Genomic DNA, 20,029 nt, shown 5'->3' with positions numbered 1-20,029 from the left:
CAATATGAGCCAACAGCTGGAGCAGATTCTTGCGCTGAACCATGGTGAAAAGCCGGAGTGTGAAAACGTTGATGAACCCCAGCGTACGCTGGTGTTATTTCAACTGGCGGGTAAAAATTTTGCCTTCTATGGGGCGCAAATTAAAGAGATCCTTGCAGAGCGCCCGATCTCCTGGGTTCCCTGCTGCGCGCCAATGCTTGAAGGGGTCATCAACTATCGTGGACGGGTGGAATCGGTGATGAGACTGGACAGCCTGATCGATAAACCTACCGTTAATTCGGCAGGTAAGCGCACTATTCTGATTGGTTGCGCCGAGAAAATGCAAAGTGGGATCCTGATAGATAAACTGATTGATGTGTTGGAAGTCGCCGAAAGCCAGATTCATTTGCCAGGAGATTCGTTGCCCCCGGCGTTACAAAGCATCGCTGTGGGGGTGGTTAACGTGATAGAAACCTGGTACACGCTGCTCGATCTGAATCTGGTCTTTGAGCGTTATCAGGAGACCAGCGGTTATGACGGCACCCACTAATCTGGCGGCGGTACGTATTACTTTGGGAGCGCTAACGTTGTATATACCGGCAAACCAGGTTGGTGTGTGTTCGTTAGTGACTCAGGTTGTGCCTGAAATCCCCCGATTTAGCCAGTGGCTGGGGATTGCTGATGAGCCGCAGGAGGGATGGCATTTGCATTTACGCGTCCCGGACAGTGGCGTTGAAACCGGCTGGTACCTATGGGGACAACTTGAGAATGTGATGCTCTCCGGCGACATTATTTTTGCCGTACCTCCGCTTCTGGCGCGTAACTGTCATCTGCCTGCGCTTCGTGCCCTGGTGGGACGTGAGGCGTTTAGCCCGCTATTAAGCTGGCGCTGACACGCTGCGGGAGCTTTAACGGTCCCGCAGCATGAGAAGGCTGGGAGTGCTAAATCCCGTTACTGGATATAAGCATCAACAGCCCGACTGACCAGCTTAGTCATAAAGTTGTCAATCTTATCAATGGTCTGCTTGTCCTGAAGATCGTAGGTTTTTGCTACGTCATCCAGGTTTTCATAACCGACCCAAACTCGCCCGATCTTATCCTGCCATACGGAGACACGTAACGGCAGATCCAGCGCGACACCCTGTTTATCCTGCATCAGTTTTGTGCCGACTTTAGGGTTACCAAATACCAGGACTTTCGTTGGCCTCAGGTTCATTCCCGCGCCCTCGGCATTTTTCTCGTGATCAATTTCAGTGAATACCGGAACGCCTTCGCTTTTCAGAATGGCTTTCAGACGGGAGACCGTCTCATCGACAGAGAATTTACTTTCCTGGTTTTTGATCTTCTCTGAATTTAACCCAGAACCCAGCCCGATTTTATAGGCTTCAGCGATATCACGAGCCACCTGAGTCATGTCTACGCCTTCTTTGTTGGTCAGCATTGTCACGCAAACCAGTTCATCACCGGCGGTAAAGCGGCTCAGATAGGCACTAAAGCCACCTGTGGTTCCTTTGATTTCCAGAAAACCAGGATGGCGGGTAAATTCCCAGCCGGCCATGGCAGGCACGACTTTGCCATTTTTCAGTTTTGCCGGGCTATAGATAATGTCGCGTAGCTTTTTGTCTTTAACCAGCGTGCTGCCGGCAAGACCGATATCCCACTTACTGATGTCTTCCGCTGACGACCACAGACCACCGTAGGCGAACAGATTATCAGTGGCGATCGCGCTAACAGGCGCCAGTTTGTCACCCGCTGCGACGTAACCTGTTGCAGGCTCAACAGGGTTGATCCAGTCAATTTCTGACTTAAATTTCGAATGCTGATTATGTTGCTTATCAGGCGTCGGGCGATCAAGGAATGCTTTTGTTGGCATGTCTTTTGCGAACATGGTGCTTTGCAGACCTAACGGCGCAATTTGGTATTTGTTGACGAAGTCTACGTAACTCATTCCGCTGACTTTCTCGATAGCCATTCCTAACAGGATAAAGTCAGTTGCGCTGGAGTTGATATCCGTGCCGTTTTTAAATTCGAGCGGTTTATCTTTAACAAGATCAACCAGCTGCGCAGGTGTATATTTTTGCTCTTGTTTATAGCCGAAAGATCTGAAATCAGGGATCCCGGATGAGTGCTGCATTAATTCCAGAATCGTAATGTTATGCCAGCTTTCCGGCAGGCCAGGCAAATAAACACTCACAGGAGTATTAAGATCCAATTTACCTTGCTCTACCAGTTGCATTACTGCGACTGCAGTAAAAGCTTGCGTGATAGGGCCAATTCCCCACATGGTTTTGGTGGAAGCAAGCTCATCATTGGCAGCCGTTGCCAGACCGTATCCCGCTGAGCGCGGAATATAAGGCGCCTGAACAATCGCCATGGATAAACCCGGCAGATTATTTTTCGCCATTACCTCGGCAATGATCTGATCGATATATTTGCCGTTGACCTTTAATTGTGGATCACCACGGTTAACTAAGTAAGTTGTCTCATTTGTACTGGCAGCGGCCAATACCTGAGTAGCTGAAACAGACATGGAAAGTAAAATACATGCCGAAATAACCTTTAACTTAAGATTCATGGAAAAGCTCCGCGCTTTATGAAATTTATTTTGATGGCTAATGGATGAGCGATGTTGTACATACAATTACCCTCGGTAACCGTACTCATAGCTATTACTTAGCTGCTGCCTTTACCTTTTCAACCGTGGTGTCGGTGTCCCATAAATCATTGGCAATGATGCGGTAGTTGGTTAGAGCGGCGAGATAACCGTCACCTTCCGGAATGTGCGGACCCGCTGTCGCATCTTTTACGACGACAACTTCAAAACCTTGCTCAATCAATTCACGCATATGGGATTCAATACACAGATTGGCAGCCATACCGGCGAGAATGACCTGTGAGACACCGCGTTTTCTTAATTGCAGTACCAGGTCGTTGGTTTCTGGTCCGAAAATCTTATGCGGTGAGGCAATGACCGTTTCGCCATCATAAATATATGGCTTAAACTGCGGTAAAAAGTCTGCGCCGGAATTTTCAAAATTCTCCATCGTCAGTGGACCTTTACGACTGAACATTCCAGTGCCGTGCATAAATGTTTCTCCCGGTGCGGTAGATTGCCATTTATGGTCGTGCGGAAAGTAATAATGTGGAGAAATAAAAACAGGCATTTGTGCTTCTTTTGCCATTTTGAACAACGTCTCGAGATTTTCTACAGTATTATTTTCAATAATGCTGTCTTTAAAAACCTCCCAGCCAATACCCTGAGGACTTAAAAAATCGATCTGTGGATCGACTACCACCAACGCAGCTTCCTTATTATTAAGTGTTATACCTTTGCGTGGTAAGCCATAGGCCTCTGGTTCAGAATAGATTTCTGACATGCTCATCTTGCTCATAAAATTTACCTGTATTTTTATCTAATGTGATAGTGACTATCTGATTATTAAATAGCGCTGGTAAATATGGCATGGTTTCAGAACGGGGCATTTGTTCAGGACGCTGGGAATATTGTCATTACGTATTCTAATAACGATAGTGGGCATATCACTGCCCACTCCGTTAGAGGTCGTATTGCTGGCGTCGCCGTTCTAAACGACGGTCGCGCAGGGTGGAATAAATAAAGGTCATCACAAACAGTAGTGAAAATAGTACGACGATGGTGGGGGCCGGCGCACTGTCGATGAAAAAAGACAGGTACACGCCCATAAACGAGGTAACGACCGACATAATCACCGCCAGCCACAAGGCGTGGGAAAATTTCCGCGTCATTAATATCGCAATGGCGCCAGGCGCAATCAGTAAGGAGATCGACAAAATAATCCCTACTGATTTTAGCGTGGCGACAATCGTCAGGGCGATCATGCACAGCAGGCCGTAATGTAGCAGTGCAGTGTTAAGCCCACTGGCCTTTGCCTGATGCGGGTCGAACGCATGCAGCAGCAGATCTTTCCACTTAAGCCCAATAATAAGCGCTATCCCAAGCGTAATAACCGCGGTTTGTATGATGTCGCTGAACGATACGCCCAGCATGTCGCCGAACAGAATATGATCGAGATGGACCTCTGACTGGATAGAGACGTACAGCACCAGTCCTGCGCCAAACATGCCGGAAAAGACGATTCCCATCAGAGTATCGCGTTTGATGCGGCTGTTATCGTCGAGATAACCCGTCGCCACCGCACAGAACAGCCCGGCGATAAATGCGCCAATTGCCAGTGGGATGCCCGCAATCCACGCCAGTACAATTCCCGGGAAAACCGCGTGGCTCATTGCATCGCCCATCAGCGCCCAGCCTTTGAGTACTAAAAATACAGACAGCAGCGCGCAGGGCACGGCGACAATGGTGGAGATGACCAGCGCATTGACCATAAAACCAAACTGAAAGGGTTCCAGCAGCGTTGTTAAGATCATACTGACTCCTTGTTCACCAGACGGGCGCGGCGGCGATTCGCCAGCAGACCGTGTTTTGGTGCGAAGACAAATGCCAGCAGGAACAGCAGCGTTTGCAGAACGACAATAATTCCGCCGGTTGCACCATCCAGCCAGTAGCTCAGCCAGGCGCCGAAAAAGCTGGTCAGGCTGCCAATAGCTACGGCGATAGTGAGCAGGCGTGGAAAACGATCGGTCAGCAGCCAGGCCGTTGCACCGGGCGTAACCACCAGGCAAATCACCAGAAATGCGCCGACGGTTTGCAGCGCGGCGACCGTGGAAACGGAGAGCAGCGTAAAAAATAACAGCTTCAACCGGCCCGGATTCAGACCGATAGAGCGCGCGTGGTTTTCATCAAAAAAAACCACCATCAGATCTTTCCACTTCAAAAACAGGATTGTTAGCGAAATAACCCCGATGATGGCCAGTTGCAGAATATCTTCTGGCGCAATCGCCAGCACGTTGCCGAGAATAATGGTCTGAATATTCACCGACATCGGATTGAGCGACACCATAAACAGCCCGATACCGAAAAAAGACGAAAAAATCAGTCCGATAATCGCATCTTCCTTCAGGCGCGAACGTTGATTAAGAAACAGCATACTACCCGCCGCCAGTCCGCCGGAAAGGAATGCGCCAAGCGCGAAGGGAAGCCCTAACATATAAGCGCCTGCCACGCCCGGCACGATAGAGTGCGACAGCGCATCGCCAATCAGCGACCAGCCTTTGAGCATCAGATAGCAGGAGAGAAACGCACACAGGCCGCCGACCATTGCCGAGACCCACATGGCGTTGAGCATGTACTGGTAGCCAAACGGCTCCGTTAGCCAGTTCATGGTTATTCCCCCTCGTTTGCCGTGCGTCGCGAAATAAACGGGCGTTCATCATCGGTAATTACGTGCTGTTCACCGCCGCTCAGCGCAACGTGACGCAGTACGCCGCTGAATGCCAGTTCGAGATTCTCGGGGGTAAAGGTGGTATCGGTGGGTCCACTTGCCAGCACCGTGCCCTTAATCATCACCGTGTAATCACAAAACTCGGTGACGGATCCCAAATTATGGGTAGAGACCAGCATGGTTCGACCCTCATCACGCAGTTCACGCAGCAGGTCGATGATCCGGGCCTCGGTTTTTACATCCACGCCGGTGAAGGGTTCATCCAGTAAAATAACCTGTCCGTCCTGTGCGATGGCCCTTGCCAGAAAAACACGCTTTTTCTGCCCACCGGACAGTTCACCTATCTGACGATGGCGATAATCCAGCATATCAACCCGCGCCAGCGCCGCATCTACGCAGGCGTGGTCAATTTGTTTTGGTCGACGCAGCCAGCCCATATGGCCAAAGCGTCCCATCATCACCACATCTTCCACCAGTACCGGAAACGACCAGTCCACCTCTTCTGACTGGGGGACATAGGCGATCAGATTCTGTTTGAGCGCCTTATTTACCGGCTGTTGCAGAATTGAGATTTCCCCCTGCGCCAGGCGGACAAAACCCATCAGCGCTTTAAAAAGCGTTGATTTTCCCGAACCGTTTACGCCGACCAGCGCGGCAATTGAGCCGCCCGGAACCTGAAAAGTGGCGTCCCGCAATGCGGTATGACCGTTGCGATACGTCACCGTAACCTGATTTACGGTAATCGCAGAGTGACTCATGGTTGGCTCTCCAGACCCTTGTTGATGCCGTTAACAATGGTTTGCGTGGTGACGCGCAGTAAATCCAGATAGGTCGGTACCGGACCGTCGGCTGCACTGAGCGAATCGACATACAGCACGCCGCCGTAATGTGCGCCAGACTCACGGGCAACCTGACGCGCTGGTTTGTCGGACACGGTGCTTTCGCTAAATACCGTCGGGATATGATGCTCTCTGATGGCATCGATAACCTTGCGTACCTGCTTGGGCGTACCCTGCTGATCGGCATTGATCGGCCACAGATACAGCTCCTTGAGATTGTTATCACGAGCTAAATAAGAGAATGCGCCTTCGCTGGTGACCAGCCAGCGTTTATCAGCAGGGAGCTTTGCCAGTTCTGTATGCAGTGGCGCCAGGGTCTGCTGGATTTTCGCTTTATAATTCTGCGCATTATTCTGGTAGGTTGCGGCATTGTCCGGATCATATTTGATCAGCGCATCGCGAATGTTATCCACGTAGATCAGCGCGTTCTCTGCTGACATCCAGGCATGCGGGTTTGGTTTACCGTTGTACGGCCCTTCGCTGATGCCCATTGGCTGCACGCCGTTTGAGACCATCACTTCTGGTACGCCGGACAAATTTTGGTAGAAGCGGGAAAACCATAGTTCGAGGTTTAGACCGTTAGAGAGAATAAGCTGTGCGCCTTGCGCCCGTTTAATATCGCCTGGGGTTGGTTGATATTCGTGAATTTCAGCACCCGGTTTGGTGATAGAACTAACGTCCGCCGCGTCACCTGCTACATTGCTTGCCATATCGGCAATCACCGTAAAGGTGGTTACCACTTTGAATTTTTCTTTCGCCCAGGCGGGTGACAGCGTCAGCGCTGTTAACACGCTGGCAAGGAGAAATGACTTCAGATGGGGCAGATGCGGCATAGTATCCCTCGCAACAAGGTGGTTAATTTATCATCGAATATAGCCTTTGCTATGTTATATAGCACATGGCATAAACAAATGAAAATAATTCTTATTTGCGTAGGGTGCTAAGGATGTATCACCTTCAGGTAATAGTTCTGTGCTTAGTTAAGGTGTATTATTTATGCAACTTAATTGTGGAGGCATCATGTCCGGCAAACGCATTGCACGTGAAAAAATGACGATCCAGAGAATGATTTCGCTCTACGAGAGCCAGTGCCCGCAGGCTTCAGGCGAGCCGGGGCATTACGATGCGTTATTTGCCTATGCGCAAAAGCGCCTCGACAAGTGCGTATTTGGTGAGGAAAAACCGGCCTGTAAACAGTGTCCTGTGCACTGTTATCAACCTGCTAAACGCGAAGAGATGAAGCAAATTATGCGTTGGGCTGGGCCGAGAATGCTCTGGCGTCACCCGATTCTGACCGTACGTCACCTGATTGATGACAAACGTCCAGTGCCGGAGTTACCCGAGAAGTACCAGCGGAAAAAATAAGGTCGCTGTGCGCCGGATGGCGGCTGCGCCTTATCTGGCCTACGAGAATAAGTGCATCTGTCGCGTAGGCCCGATGCGCATTGCGCCATCGGGCAACTTAGCCATGCGGTGATGAATGGCGACTACGCTTTGGTGGCAATCAGAATAGCTGAGGCTTTGATCAGCGCAACAACACGGCTTCCCTGACTCAGTTTCATCTCTTGCTGACTTTCGTTGGTGACGACGGCAACAATCTCGAAGCCTGCGTCAGTTTTGATATGTACCGTGGCGTTGACTGCGCCTTCTGTGACCTGGGAAACACTGCCAGCAAACTGGTTGCGGGCAGAGAACTTCAGACCACAGTCTTCAGTTGCCAGCGTCACCCATGGCGCTTTAATCAGGGCAATTGCTTCTTTCCCTTTCGCCAGACCCAGCGCCTGCTGGCTGCTATGGGTTACAATCGCGACCAGTTTTGCGCCGCCAGCCAGCGTCAGTTCAACTTCATCATTCACTGCGCCCGTAGCGACTGCGCTCACCGTACCGGTTAATTGATTACGTGCTGATACCGCCATACTGCCTCCTTTCGTTGAGATATCACCCAGTATAGCCACACTGGCTAAACCAGTGCATCCTTATCAATGCCTAATCGCTTCATGCGTGAGAGTAACGTTGTACGTTTCAGCCCCAGCCTTTGTGCCGCGCCTTTGGGACCGGCAACCACCCCGTTGGTTTCTTTCAGTACGCGCATAATCAACTGGTATTCATCTTCACCGTCCTGTGCGACTTCGGTTGCCACCGGAGGCGTGGACGGCGTCAAAGGGGCAATATCCGGAAGGGACAGTTGCAGCACGTTGCCCCGGGTAAGCAGAACCGCACGTTCTACCACGTTTTCCAGCTCACGCACGTTACCCGGCCATTCCATACAGCTCAGCGTGCGCAGAGCCTCGGCAGGAATACTGTCGATATTGCGTCCCATCCGACGAGCAATTTTAAAGGTGAAGGCTTTTACCAGCAGCGGAATATCTTCCGGGCGCTCACGCAGCGGCGGCAGATGGATCGGGAAGACGTTCAGCCGGTAGTACAGATCGTTACGAAATTCGCGATCGGCAACCATCTTCTTCAGATCGCGGTTGGTAGCGGCGATCAAGCGCACGTCGGTCTGGATCAGCTTATTACTGCCCAGACGTTCAAATTCCTGCTCTTGCAGAACGCGCAGTAGCTTAGGCTGAAGCTCCAGCGGCATATCGCCAACTTCATCGAGGAACAGCGAACTTTTATCTGCCAGCTCGAAACGACCAATCCGCTGCGTGCTGGCACCGGTAAACGCGCCACGCTCATGACCAAACAGATCGCTTTCCAGTAATCCGGCAGGCATTGCCGCGCAGTTCATCTTCACCATCCGACGGGCGTTACGTCCGCTCAGGTTGTGAATGGCTCGTGCGATCAGCTCTTTACCCGTTCCGGTCTCACCCAGAATCAAGACGGTGCTGTCGCTTTGCGCCACCATTTCGACCTGCTTGAGTACGCTGTACATAGCTTCGCTGCGACCAATGATTTCGCCGAACTCACTCTCTACGTTGTTGAGTTGTTCAGTCAACGCCAGGTTTTCATCGACCAGACGTTCCTTCAGGCGGTGAATTTCCTGGTAGGCTAGCGCGTTATCCACGGCAATTGCCACGCGCTCGGCAATCTGGCGCAATAGCTTGAGGTTGGCGGTAGTGAAAACTTTCTCTTCGCACTGTGCCAGCTTGAGTACGCCGAGCATAGTATTGCCGGACATCAGCGGTAGCAGACACAGGGTTTGTAGCTGGTTGCCCCAGGTTTCGAACAGCATGCGTTCGTAAGGGGCAAGGATGTCACGTTCGCTCAGGTTGATCAGCAGCATCTCTTTGCTTTTGAAGACCCGTTCAGAGAGCGTTCCCGCTTCGTCCACTTCACTCTGTTCGTGTGCCGGATGATGTTCATCCAGATAGTGAGTGGAATAGATACTGAGTTTATTTTTGCGATCGCTGCGTAACACGATGCTGATGGCATCGATGTCGAAGTAGTGGTGGATCTCTTTGGCGACTTCGCTGACCAGCTCATCAATATCCAGCCGGGAGAGCACGGCATTGGTGATGGCGACCAGGATGCGAAAGTTGTCACGCTCACGACACAGCAGATCGTAATCGACGTTGTTGCTGACTCTGCTTTGAATTTGTTCAGCAACGACGCCGACTATCTGAGTGAAGGTCTGTAGACGGTTATATTCTTTTTCACTCCACGGACGGTCTTCGTTACGGATGAATTCGCAACCGCCAAAGATGCGCCCATCTGCCGCCAGCGGCAGCAGGCAGTAGTGACCAAATTCAGAATACAGTCCACCTGAAGCCAATTGTGGCCATGTTTCCGTAAACTCATGATAGTTGCAGTGCAACGCATCAGGGCGAGACAAAATACGGCGTACCGGACCATGTGCCAGCACCGTTTCGTCTTCATAATCGATGGGTTTACCATTTTCACGCGTTGCAAAATAACGCGCACGTTGCGTTTGTGCCTGCCATAAGACAATAGCCGCGCAGTCGGCCAGCGCTGAACGCTTGACCAGCTGCGAAAGCGCCTCGCTAAGAGACGGGAGATCGGGCTGCTGTAATAATGTACGAGTAATATCGAACAGGCCTTGCTGTCCGAGGTCACTCATCGGTGTATACGACATATTGCTTTTCCAGGGAAAGCACCGCAGAACGGTGCGAAAACGGTAAATGAATTATAGGTATAAGTCGTAAATTATTGCCGGATGGCTGACCGCAAACTCGCTGGTCACGCAATCCGTAGGCCTGATAAGCAAAGCGCCATCAGGCGTTAATGCAGCGTTAATGCCGGATAGTGACGCAAATGCGTCTTATCCGGCCTACAGCATGCTGCCAACCGGCTGCTAGCATATACGAGGTAATGGTTCGGCGTGTGGTAAATCGAGGGTTCGTTTTACGCCGTAGAGTCCGGCAAGACGAACACCTTTACGTTCAACCACTTCACCAATCATTGCGGCATCACACCCTAACGGATGCGCGCGCAGTGCGGCAAGTACGGTTTCAGCGGCCTGGCGCTCAACGGCAATCACCAGCTTGCCTTCGTTAGCAAAGTTGAGCGCATCCAGACCCAGCAGCTCGCAAACGCCACGCACCGCTGGCTTCACGGGCAGAGCAGCTTCCGACAGCTCAATACCAAATCCGCATGCTGCGGCAAATTCATGCGTGACCGCATTCACGCCGCCACGGGTGGCGTCACGAAGCGCCTTCACGCCAGGAATATCACGCAGCGTCTGGATAAGAGGTGTTAACACCGCGCAGTCGCTGACCAGTTCGCCATCCAAACCCAATTGCTCGCGTAGGTTAAGGATAGTTGCCCCGTGATCGCCAAGAGAGCCACTGACCAGCAGCACATCACCCACGCTGAGAGTCTGTGCACCCCAGTGAATGTTGACGGGAATTGCCCCCATTCCGGCAGTGTTAATGAACAGCTTGTCTGCTGCACCACGCTGCACGACTTTGGTATCGCCAGTCACGATGGCGATGCCTGCTTCGCGCGCGGTTGCTGCCATGCTGTTAACAACGGTTTTCAGTGTCTCCATCGGCAGACCCTCTTCGAGGATAAAACCGCAGGAGAGGTAGCGTGGAATAGCCCCGCTGACCGCTACGTCGTTAGCCGTACCGCAGATGGCCAGCTTGCCGATATTGCCGCCGGGGAAGAACAACGGATCGATAACGTAGCTGTCAGTTGAAAACGCCAGACGATCGCCTTCTGCCACCAGTTGTGCCAGTTCCAGACGCGCTTGATCTTCTTGTTCCGCCAGCCACGGATTCGCAAAAGCCTCCATAAACAGACTGTTGATCAACTGCTGCATAGCCTGACCGCCGCTACCGTGGGCGAGTTGTACGCTGCTCATGCTTCACACTCCTGCTGACGATACTGATACCAGGCGGCACATGCGCCTTCTGAGGAGACCATCAGGGCGCCAAACGCGGTCTCCGGGTTACACGTTTTGCCAAACAACGGGCACTGATGTGGTTTACATCTGCCTGTCAGCACTTCCCCACAACGCGCGCGCGGATCGTCATACACCTGCTGCGGCGCTGGCTGGAAATGTGCTTCGGCATCAAAGCGCTGATAGTCCGGCGTCAGGTGAACGCCAGAGGATTCGATAACGCCCAGACCACGCCATTCGCTGTCACCATTGACGCAGAACACCTCGGCAATGGCCTGTTGCGCTAACGCGTTACCGGCATCCGGTACCACGCGGCGGTACTGGTTTTCTACCTGGCTTTGGGCTGCAATTTTCTGCTCAATTAACATCACTACGCCTTGCAGGAGATCGAGCGGTTCGAAACCGGCGACCACCAGCGGGCGATGGAAATCTGAAGCAATGAAATTATAGGCGTCGGTGCCAATCACCATGCTGACGTGGCCCGGTGCTAAAAAGGCGTCGATACCGTTGTCCGGCTGTTCCAGAAGGCTGCGCAGCGTAGGGATAAGCGTGATGTGCTGGCAGAAAAAGTAAAAGTTCTGCACGTCACGCTGCTTTGCCTGTTGCAGGGTGATAGCGGTCGTTGGCATTGTGGTTTCAAAACCCAGGCCAAAGAACACCACTTTACGCGTTGGGTTTTCCTGCGCCAGCTTCAGTGCATCCATCGGTGAATAGACAATACGGATATCCGCACCGCGCGCCTTGGCTTGCAGCAGGGAGCCTTGCTTACCCGGGACGCGCATAGCGTCGCCAAAGGTGCAGAAAATCACTTCTGGATGGCTGGCGATTTCTACACAGCTGTCGATTCTGCCCATCGGCAGAACGCAAACCGGGCAACCCGGACCATGAATAAACTCCACGTTTTCCGGTAGCAACTGGTCGAGCCCGAATTTGAAGATAGCGTGGGTATGACCACCACAAACTTCCATGATCCGCAGCGGGCGTTCAGCCGTGTAGGAGAGGTGGGCGGCACGTTCGCACAGGTGCTCTATCAACTGCATCACCTGTTCTGGTGCGCGGTATTCGTCAACAAAACGCATTTATTTTTCCTCGCCGTACAGCAACGCGCCGACATCCGGCTCAACGTCAAACATGTTTTGCAGCGCGTCGAGCGTATCGCGCGCTTCAGCTTCATTAATGATGCTCATGGCAAAACCGACGTGGACCAGTACCCACTGGCCGAGGCGCGGTTGACCATGTTCATCACAGCTACCGACCAGCGTCAGGTCGACGTCGCGCTGAATACCGCAAACGTCGACTTTGGCCTGGTTGCCATCAATGGTGCGGATTTGACCCGGAACACCTATGCACATCGCTGCGTCTCCAGCCAGGAGAGCCATTGATCCATCCCTTCACCACTGGTGGCGGAAATTAGGATAATCTCAATCCCCGGGTTCACTTCCCGGGCGCTGGCGATGCATTTTTCAACGTCAAAATTGAGGTACGGCAATAGATCCACTTTGTTGAGCAGCATCAGCGATGCGGCGGCAAACATATGCGGGTATTTCAGCGGTTTGTCTTCACCTTCGGTTACTGAAAGCACGGCCACTTTATGGCGCTCGCCGAGGTCGAAGCTGGCCGGGCAGACCAGGTTGCCGACGTTTTCAATGAACAGAATACCGTTATCGTCAAGCGGCAAACGTGGCGCGGCGTCAGCAATCATTTGTGCGTCAAGGTGGCAACCTTTACCGGTGTTGACCTGAATGGCGGGCGTGCCTGTGGCGCGAATACGGGCGGCATCGTTCACCGTCTGCTGGTCACCTTCGATAACGGCGCACGGCACGCTATCTTTCAGCTTCATCAGCGTTTCGGTCAGCAGGGTAGTTTTACCAGAGCCCGGGCTTGAAACAAGGTTCAGCACCAGATGCTGACGGGCCGCAAAGCGGGCACGGTTGCGCTCGGCGAGGCGGTTGTTTTTGTCCAGTACGTCAATTTCCACTTCCAGCATACGGCGTTGGCTCATACCTGGTGCGTGGGTTCCGGCCTCACCGTGACCGTAGTGCAAATCGCCTTCTTCAGTTTGGCTCGGTGTGAAATTTGAGGTCTTCACACCGGTAATATTCAGCGCCGGACGAGCCGCCGGGGCAAATGGCGCGCTGCGAAACGCCGAGTGGGGATTATGCTCATCACCCTCTATATATAGGTTGCCTTCAGCGCAACCACATGTCGTACACATCGCTCACTCCTGATCTTTTTACTTGCGATACATCTGTTGCCGGATGGCTGCGTTGCCTTATCCGGCCTACAAACGAGCTGTTTCTGTAGGCTGGATAAGACGCTTAAGCGTCGCCATCCGGCGCTGGAGTTTCATCTATTTCAATACGTCGAATCTGTAAGCCGTCATCGGCCACAATTCTCAGCATATCGCTGTTGCATTGCGGACATCGGCGCACGCGTTGCGTCAGTAACGTGACGTATTGCTGACAAGATTCGCACCAACATTCGGCTTCTTGTTCTTCGAGGTGGAGTTTACAACCTTCTGCAAGGGTCCCGCGGCATACCAGATCAAAACAAAAGGAGAGAGCGCTGGTTTCTACGCAAGAAAATGCGCCAATTTTGAGCCAGACCCCAGTTACTCGCTTAGCACCGTGTTGCGTGGCCTGTTGTTCAATCAATTCCAGTGCCCGTTGGCAGAGGGTTATTTCGTGCATACCGCCTCCTGTGAAGTTGCCGTAGTAAAAGCAATAAGCATGCCAGGTTGATTTTTTTCATTCGTGACAATGACGACGATGACGAAATGACATGTCGTCACCCGCCTTTGATTTTTTATCTATATGAAAATTAAGTAATTTAATTTTGGCATGAAATGTGCTTAAGGCTGTTCATCTCTGCTAAACGGGTAACCTGACATGACTATTTGGGAAATAAGCGAAAAAGCCGATTACATCGCTGAACGGCATCGTCGCCTACAGGACCAGTGGCGTATTTACTGCAACTCGCTGGTTCAGGGGATCACCCTGTCAAAAGCGCGTTTGCATCATGCGATGAGCTGCGCACCGGACAAGGATCTCTGCTTCGTCCTTTTTGAACACTTCACTATCTACGTCACGCTGGCGGACGGCTTTAACAGCCATACCATCGAATACTACGTCGAAACGAAAGACGGTGATGATAAGCAGCTGATTGCACAGGCAGAATTGACTATCGACGGTAAGGTCGATGAGCGTATTAGCAACCGCGATCGCGAGCAGGTGCTGGAGCACTATCTCGAAAAAATCGCCACCGTCTACGACAGCCTGTACACCGCGGTTGAGAACAATATGCCGGTGAATTTAAGCCAGCTGGTTGAGGGACACAGCCCGGCTTAAGCCTCGGGTGCTGCCCACTTTGTCATGGTGCGGTCTACATACTGCGTCACGACGTTTTAGGGAATGGGCATGTCGAAAAATGTCGAAATGACATTTGGTAGACATGTTTTCGTCAAAAATGACTATCACCTGAGGAATGCCTGGTGAATCGTTTTGTAATTGCTGACTCCACTCTTTGTATTGGCTGCCACACCTGTGAAGCCGCCTGCTCAGAGACACATCGCCAGCATGGCCTGCAGTCAATGCCGCGCCTGAAAGTGATGTTAAATGAAAAAGAATCCGCGCCGCAGCTTTGCCACCAGTGTGAAGATGCGCCTTGCGCCACCGTGTGTCCGGTTAATGCCATTAACCGCGTTGATGGCGCCGTACAGCTGAACGAAAGCCTGTGCGTAAGCTGCAAACTGTGCGGGATCGCTTGTCCGTTTGGCGCGATAGAGTTTTCCGGTAGCCGTCCGCTACACATTCCGGCAAACGCCAATACGCCAAAAGCGCCTCCGGCTCCGCCAGCGCCTGCTCGCGTGAGTTCGCTGTTGGACTGGGTTCCTGGCGTTCGTGCCATCGCGGTGAAATGCGATCTGTGTAGTTTTGACGAGCAAGGTCCTGCCTGCGTGCGCATGTGTCCGACCAAAGCCCTGCATCTGGTGAGCAACATGGATATTGCCCGCGCCAGCAAACGTAAGCGAGAGCTGACTTTCAATACCGATTTCGGCGATCTCACCTTGTTTCAGCAGGCTCAGAGTGGGGATGCAAAATGAGCGCAATTTCACTGATTAACAGCGGCGTAGCCTGGTTTACAGCGGCTGCGGTTCTGGCATTTCTGTTTTCATTTCATAAATCGCTGAGCGGCTGGATTGCTGGGGTTGGCGGTGCAGTCGGCAGCCTGTGTACGGCAGCCGCGGGTTTTACCGTTCTGACTAATGCGCTGGCAGTGAGCGGCGTGATGCCGTTTATTGGTCACAGTCTGCAAATTACTCCGCTGAATGCTATCTGGCTGATTACACTGGGCCTGTGCGGCCTGTTTGTCAGCCTGTACAACATTGACTGGCATCGTCATCCGCAGGTGAAAGCTAACGGCCTGCTGGTGAATCTGCTGATGGCCGCGGCGGTATGTGCGGTGGTTGCCAGCAACCTCGGTACGCTGGTGGTGATGGCGGAAATCATGGCGCTGTGTGCCGTGTTCCTCACCGGATGCAGTAAAGAAGGCAAACTGTGGTTTGCACTGGGGCGTATTGGTACGCTGCTGCTGGCGGTCGCCTGCTACCTGGTGTGGCAACGTTACGGCACGCTGGAGCTGCGTCTGCTAGACCTGCGCACCCAGGAGCTGCCGCTCGGGTCTGACATCTGGCTGCTGGGCGTGGCAGGTTTTGGCCTGCTGGCCGGGATTATTCCGCTGCACGGTTGGGTGCCACAGGCACACGCCAATGCCAGCGCACCGGCTGCGGCGCTGTTCTCTACCGTCGTCATGAAGGTTGGTCTGCTGGGTATTCTCTCCCTGTCGCTGCTGGGCGGTAACGCGCCGCTGTGGTGGGGGATTACGCTGCTGGTGCTGGGCATGATCACCGCGTTTGTTGGTGGTCTGTATGCGCTGATGGAACACAATATCCAGCGCCTGCTGGCGTACCACACGCTGGAAAACATCGGCATTATTCTGTTGGGTCTGGGCGCTGGCGTGACCGGAATCTCCCTGAATCAACCGGCGCTGATCGCGCTGGGTTTGACCGGCGGTCTGTACCACCTGGTAAACCACAGCTTGTTCAAAAGCGTTCTGTTCCTGGGTGCAGGCAGCATCTGGTTCCGTACCGGTCATCGTGATATCGAAAAACTGGGCGGTATCGGTAAACGTATGCCGGTTATCTCGCTGGCGATGCTGGTTGGTCTGATGGCGATGGCCGCACTGCCGCCGCTGAACGGTTTTGCCGGTGAGTGGGTTATCTACCAGTCCTTCTTTAAGCTTGGCAATAGCGGCGCATTTGTCGGTAGCCTGTTAGGACCGTTGCTGGCGGTAGGGCTGGCAATTACCGGCGCGCTGGCGGTGATGTGTATGGCGAAAGTCTATGGCGTTACGTTCCTTGGCGCACCGCGCACGAAGGAAGCTGAAAATGCCTGCTGCGCGCCAATCCTGATGGGAGTGAGCGTCGTCGCGCTGGCTATCTGCTGCGTGATTGGCGGCGTTGCTGCGCCGTGGCTGCTGCCGATGATCTCCTCTGCCGTTCCGCTGCCGTTGGAAACCGCGAACACCACCGTTTCTCAGCCAATGATCACGCTGCTGCTGATCGCGTGTCCGCTGCTGCCGTTCATCATCATGGCCATTTTCAAAGGCAACCGTCTGCCGTCGCGTTCACGCGGTGCGGCATGGGTGTGTGGTTACGATCACGAGCAGTCAATGGTGATTACCGCGCACGGTTTTGCCATGCCGGTGAAAGAAGCCTTTGCCCCGGTACTCAAACTGCGTAAATGGCTGAACCCGGTATCACTGGTTCCGGGCTGGCAGAATGCGGCTGCACCGGTGCTGTTCCGTCGACTGGCGCTGATTGAGCTGGCGGTGCTGGTGGTGATTGTGGTTTCACGAGGAGCCTGAGAATGAGTGTTTTATATCCGTTAATTCAGGCGCTGGTGCTGTTTGCCGTTGCGCCGCTGCTGTCCGGTGTTACCCGCGTGGCGCGTGCGCGTTTGCACAATCGCCGCGGTCCGGGCGTTTTGCAGGAATACCGCGACATTATCAAACTGCTGGGCCGTCAGAGCATTGCGCCTGCGGATTCCAGCTGGGTTTTCCGCCTGACGCCGTTTGTGATGGTGGGCGTGATGCTGACTATCGCCACTGCGTTGCCGGTAGTGACCGTTGGCTCGCCGCTGCCACAACTGGGCGATCTGATCACCTTAATTTACCTGTTCGCCATCGCCCGTTTCTTCTTCTCTATCGCGGGACTGGATACCGGTAGCCCGTTTACCGCCATTGGCGCCAGCCGTGAAGCGATGCTCGGTGTGCTGGTTGAACCTATCCTGCTGCTGGGGCTGTGGGTAGCGGCACAGGTTGCGGGTTCAACCCATATCAGCAATATCGCCGATACCATTTACCACTGGCCTGCTGCGCGCAGCATCCCGCTGATTCTGGCACTGTGCGCCTGTGCTTTCGCCACCTTTATCGAAATGGGCAAACTGCCGTTCGATCTGGCGGAAGCAGAGCAGGAGCTGCAGGAAGGTCCATTGACTGAATACAGCGGCAGCGGTTTTGCCGTGCTGAAGTGGGGCATTAGCCTCAAACAGCTGGTCGTTCTGCAAATGTTCGTTGGCGTGTTCCTGCCGTGGGGACAGATGGAAACCTTCACCGCCGGTGGACTGCTGCTGGCGCTGGTGATTGCCGTCGTCAAGCTGGTCCTCGGCGTGCTGGTCATCGCCCTGTTCGAAAACAGCATGGCGCGTCTGCGTTTTTGCGCCACTTCACGCGTGACCTGGGCCGGTTTTGGGTTTGCGTTTTTAGCGTTCGTCTCCTTGCTGGTGGCGTGATTTAAGAGAGTTTGAGCATGTCTGAAGAAAAATTAGGTCAACAATATCTCGCTGCGCTGCACCAGGCCTTTCCGGGCGTGGTGCTGGATGAAGCCTGGCAGACCAAAGATCAGCTGACGATCACCGTCAAGGTGAACTACCTGCCGGAAGTGGTGGAGTTCCTTTACTACAAACAGGGCGGCTGGTTATCCGTGCTGTTTGGTAACGACGAACGTCAGCTGTGCGGTCATTACGCCGTTTATTACGTGATGTCGATGGAGCAGGGCACCAAGTGCTGGATAACCGTCCGCGTTGAAGTCGATGCCAATAAACTAGAGTTCCCGTCCGTCACGCCGCGCGTTCCAGCAGCGGTCTGGGGCGAGCGTGAAGTGCGTGACATGTACGGTTTGATCCCGGTTGGTTTACCGGATGAGCGCCGTCTGGTGTTACCGGATGACTGGCCGGACGAACTCTATCCGCTGCGTAAAGACAGCATGGATTATCGTCAGCGCCCGGCGCCGACTACCGATGCTGAAACCTACGAGTTCATCAACGAACTGGGCGACAAGAAAAATAACGTGGTGCCGATTGGCCCGTTGCACGTCACCTCCGATGAACCCGGTCACTTCCGCCTGTTTGTTGACGGTGAGAACATCATCGACGCCGATTACCGTCTGTTCTATGTCCACCGCGGCATGGAGAAACTGGCGGAAACCCGCATGGGTTACAACGAAGTGACGTTCCTGTCAGATCGCGTGTGCGGCATCTGCGGCTTTGCGCATAGCACCGCTTATACCACCTCCGTTGAGAATGCGATGGGCATCGTGGTGCCGGAACGTGCGCAGATGATCCGCGCCATTCTGCTGGAAGTTGAGCGTCTGCACTCGCACCTGCTCAACCTCGGCCTGGCCTGTCACTTCACCGGTTTTGACTCCGGCTTTATGCAGTTCTTCCGCGTGCGTGAAACGTCGATGAAGATGGCGGAGATCCTCACCGGGGCACGTAAAACCTACGGTCTGAACCTGATCGGCGGTATCCGTCGTGACCTGCTGAAAGAAGATATGATCCAGACCCGTCAACTGGCGCAGCAGATGCGTCGTGACGTGCAGGAACTGGTCGATATGCTGCTCAGCACGCCGAACATGGAACAGCGTACCGTTGGTATTGGTCGTCTTGATCCGGAAATTGCCCGTGACTTCAGTAACGTCGGCCCGATGGTTCGCGCCAGCGGCCACGCGCGTGACACCCGCGCCGATCACCCGTTTGTCGGTTATGGTCTGCTGCCGATGGAAGTTCACAGCGAGCAGGGCTGCGACGTTATTTCTCGCCTGAAAGTCCGTATCAATGAAGTCTACACCGCACTGAATATGATCGACTTTGGTCTGGACAACCTGCCGGGCGGTCCGCTGATGGTGGAAGGCTTTACCTATATTCCTCACCGTTTCGCACTGGGCTTTGCTGAAGCGCCGCGTGGAGATGACATCCACTGGAGCATGACCGGCGACAACCAGAAACTGTATCGCTGGCGCTGCCGTGCGGCGACCTACGCCAACTGGCCGACGCTGCGCTACATGCTGCGTGGCAATACCGTTTCCGATGCCCCGCTGATTATCGGTAGCCTCGATCCTTGCTACTCCTGTACTGACCGTATGACTGTGGTCGATGTGCGTAAGAAGAAGAGCAAAGTCGTGCCGTACAAAGAACTTGAGCGCTACAGCATCGAGCGTAAAAACTCGCCGCTGAAATAAGGAA

Annotated in this window: 21 protein-coding genes; 8 read left to right on the top strand and 13 right to left on the bottom strand. The window is 53.4% G+C overall.

The window, feature by feature from the left end; translation table 11 throughout:
• Positions 1-4 precede the first annotated feature (4 nt).
• Positions 5-529 (top strand): chemotaxis protein CheW, encoded by a 525-nt coding sequence (locus OGX97_RS18970; RefSeq protein ID WP_008785646.1) that lies wholly within the window; start codon positions 5-7, stop codon positions 527-529.
• Complete coding sequence (locus OGX97_RS18965; RefSeq protein WP_003825861.1) at positions 513-872, top strand: hypothetical protein; 360 nt, start codon at positions 513-515, stop codon at positions 870-872. Before OGX97_RS18970 ends, OGX97_RS18965 begins: the two co-directional genes overlap by 17 nt.
• Positions 873-931: 59 nt before the next feature.
• Here OGX97_RS18965 and OGX97_RS18960 read toward each other — a convergent pair whose 3' ends face one another.
• From OGX97_RS18960 to OGX97_RS18935, 6 genes are all read right to left on the bottom strand, one after another.
• On the bottom strand, positions 932-2,554 hold the full coding sequence (locus tag OGX97_RS18960) for a serine hydrolase (RefSeq protein WP_191215466.1): 1,623 nt from the start codon (positions 2,552-2,554) through the stop codon (positions 932-934).
• Between the two features lie 94 nt (positions 2,555-2,648).
• Positions 2,649-3,371 (bottom strand): cysteine hydrolase, encoded by a 723-nt coding sequence (locus tag OGX97_RS18955; protein WP_279850962.1) that lies wholly within the window; start codon positions 3,369-3,371, stop codon positions 2,649-2,651.
• A gap of 163 nt (positions 3,372-3,534) precedes the next feature.
• Positions 3,535-4,386 (bottom strand): iron/manganese ABC transporter permease subunit SitD, encoded by an 852-nt coding sequence (sitD, locus tag OGX97_RS18950; RefSeq protein ID WP_032944764.1) that lies wholly within the window; start codon positions 4,384-4,386, stop codon positions 3,535-3,537.
• Positions 4,383-5,240, bottom strand: a complete 858-nt coding sequence (sitC, locus tag OGX97_RS18945) for an iron/manganese ABC transporter permease subunit SitC (RefSeq protein WP_008785642.1) — start codon at positions 5,238-5,240, stop codon at positions 4,383-4,385. Before sitC ends, sitD begins: the two co-directional genes overlap by 4 nt.
• Before the next feature lie 2 nt (positions 5,241-5,242).
• Positions 5,243-6,058, bottom strand: a complete 816-nt coding sequence (sitB, locus tag OGX97_RS18940; protein ID WP_149384682.1) for an iron/manganese ABC transporter ATP-binding protein SitB — start codon at positions 6,056-6,058, stop codon at positions 5,243-5,245.
• Positions 6,055-6,972 carry a metal ABC transporter substrate-binding protein gene (locus OGX97_RS18935; protein WP_008785641.1) on the bottom strand — a complete coding sequence of 306 codons (918 nt, stop codon included), beginning with the start codon at positions 6,970-6,972 and terminating at the stop codon, positions 6,055-6,057. Before OGX97_RS18935 ends, sitB begins: the two co-directional genes overlap by 4 nt.
• A gap of 187 nt (positions 6,973-7,159) precedes the next feature.
• Between OGX97_RS18935 and OGX97_RS18930 the strand changes: the two genes are divergently transcribed.
• Positions 7,160-7,504 (top strand): nitrous oxide-stimulated promoter family protein, encoded by a 345-nt coding sequence (locus OGX97_RS18930; protein WP_048236638.1) that lies wholly within the window; start codon positions 7,160-7,162, stop codon positions 7,502-7,504.
• 122 nt (positions 7,505-7,626) lie between these two features.
• Here the strand turns inward: OGX97_RS18930 and OGX97_RS18925 are convergent, their stop codons facing one another.
• The 7 genes from OGX97_RS18925 to hypA form a co-directional block, all read right to left on the bottom strand.
• Entirely contained in the window at positions 7,627-8,055 is a 429-nt protein-coding gene (locus OGX97_RS18925) for a TOBE domain-containing protein (protein WP_003825890.1), read from the bottom strand.
• Positions 8,056-8,099: 44 nt separating this feature from the next.
• Positions 8,100-10,178: a formate hydrogenlyase transcriptional activator FlhA gene (gene flhA, locus OGX97_RS18920; RefSeq protein ID WP_032944751.1), complete on the bottom strand. Its 2,079-nt coding sequence runs from the start codon at positions 10,176-10,178 to the stop codon at positions 8,100-8,102.
• 219 nt (positions 10,179-10,397) lie between these two features.
• Complete coding sequence (gene hypE, locus OGX97_RS18915) at positions 10,398-11,408, bottom strand: hydrogenase expression/formation protein HypE (protein WP_235126902.1); 1,011 nt, start codon at positions 11,406-11,408, stop codon at positions 10,398-10,400.
• The gene (hypD, locus tag OGX97_RS18910) at positions 11,405-12,526 is read right to left on the bottom strand and encodes a hydrogenase formation protein HypD (protein ID WP_003825899.1); all 1,122 of its coding nucleotides are present in this window, start codon (positions 12,524-12,526) and stop codon (positions 11,405-11,407) included. The genes hypE and hypD overlap by 4 nt, the downstream gene beginning before the upstream one ends.
• Entirely contained in the window at positions 12,527-12,799 is a 273-nt protein-coding gene (hypC, locus tag OGX97_RS18905; RefSeq protein WP_003037411.1) for a hydrogenase 3 maturation protein HypC, read from the bottom strand. It abuts the gene before it with no gap.
• On the bottom strand, positions 12,790-13,662 hold the full coding sequence (gene hypB / locus OGX97_RS18900; RefSeq protein ID WP_003037409.1) for a hydrogenase nickel incorporation protein HypB: 873 nt from the start codon (positions 13,660-13,662) through the stop codon (positions 12,790-12,792). Before hypB ends, hypC begins: the two co-directional genes overlap by 10 nt.
• A 103-nt stretch (positions 13,663-13,765) precedes the next feature.
• Positions 13,766-14,137, bottom strand: a complete 372-nt coding sequence (hypA, locus tag OGX97_RS18895; RefSeq protein ID WP_008785634.1) for a hydrogenase maturation nickel metallochaperone HypA — start codon at positions 14,135-14,137, stop codon at positions 13,766-13,768.
• Positions 14,138-14,335: 198 nt separating this feature from the next.
• Between hypA and hycA the strand changes: the two genes are divergently transcribed.
• From hycA to hycE, 5 genes are all read left to right on the top strand, one after another.
• Entirely contained in the window at positions 14,336-14,794 is a 459-nt protein-coding gene (hycA, locus tag OGX97_RS18890) for a formate hydrogenlyase regulator HycA (protein WP_008785633.1), read from the top strand.
• A gap of 143 nt (positions 14,795-14,937) precedes the next feature.
• Positions 14,938-15,549, top strand: coding sequence for a formate hydrogenlyase subunit HycB (gene hycB, locus OGX97_RS18885; RefSeq protein WP_003825909.1), 612 nt, complete (start codon positions 14,938-14,940; stop codon positions 15,547-15,549).
• On the top strand, positions 15,546-17,372 hold the full coding sequence (gene hycC, locus OGX97_RS18880; protein WP_003825912.1) for a formate hydrogenlyase subunit 3: 1,827 nt from the start codon (positions 15,546-15,548) through the stop codon (positions 17,370-17,372). The genes hycB and hycC overlap by 4 nt, the downstream gene beginning before the upstream one ends.
• Positions 17,373-17,374: 2 nt before the next feature.
• Positions 17,375-18,298 carry a respiratory chain complex I subunit 1 family protein gene (locus OGX97_RS18875; RefSeq protein ID WP_003825914.1) on the top strand — a complete coding sequence of 308 codons (924 nt, stop codon included), beginning with the start codon at positions 17,375-17,377 and terminating at the stop codon, positions 18,296-18,298.
• A 17-nt stretch (positions 18,299-18,315) separates the two neighbouring features.
• Positions 18,316-20,025, top strand: coding sequence for a formate hydrogenlyase subunit HycE (gene hycE, locus OGX97_RS18870; RefSeq protein ID WP_003037393.1), 1,710 nt, complete (start codon positions 18,316-18,318; stop codon positions 20,023-20,025).
• Positions 20,026-20,029 lie beyond the last annotated feature (4 nt).

The sequence above is a fragment of the Citrobacter sp. Cpo061 genome (assembly GCF_030332845.1).
In the GTDB taxonomy this organism is placed as follows: domain Bacteria; phylum Pseudomonadota; class Gammaproteobacteria; order Enterobacterales; family Enterobacteriaceae; genus Citrobacter; species Citrobacter portucalensis.
The sequence above is the reverse complement of the archived record's forward strand: the minus strand, read 5'-3'. Positions and strand labels throughout refer to the sequence as shown.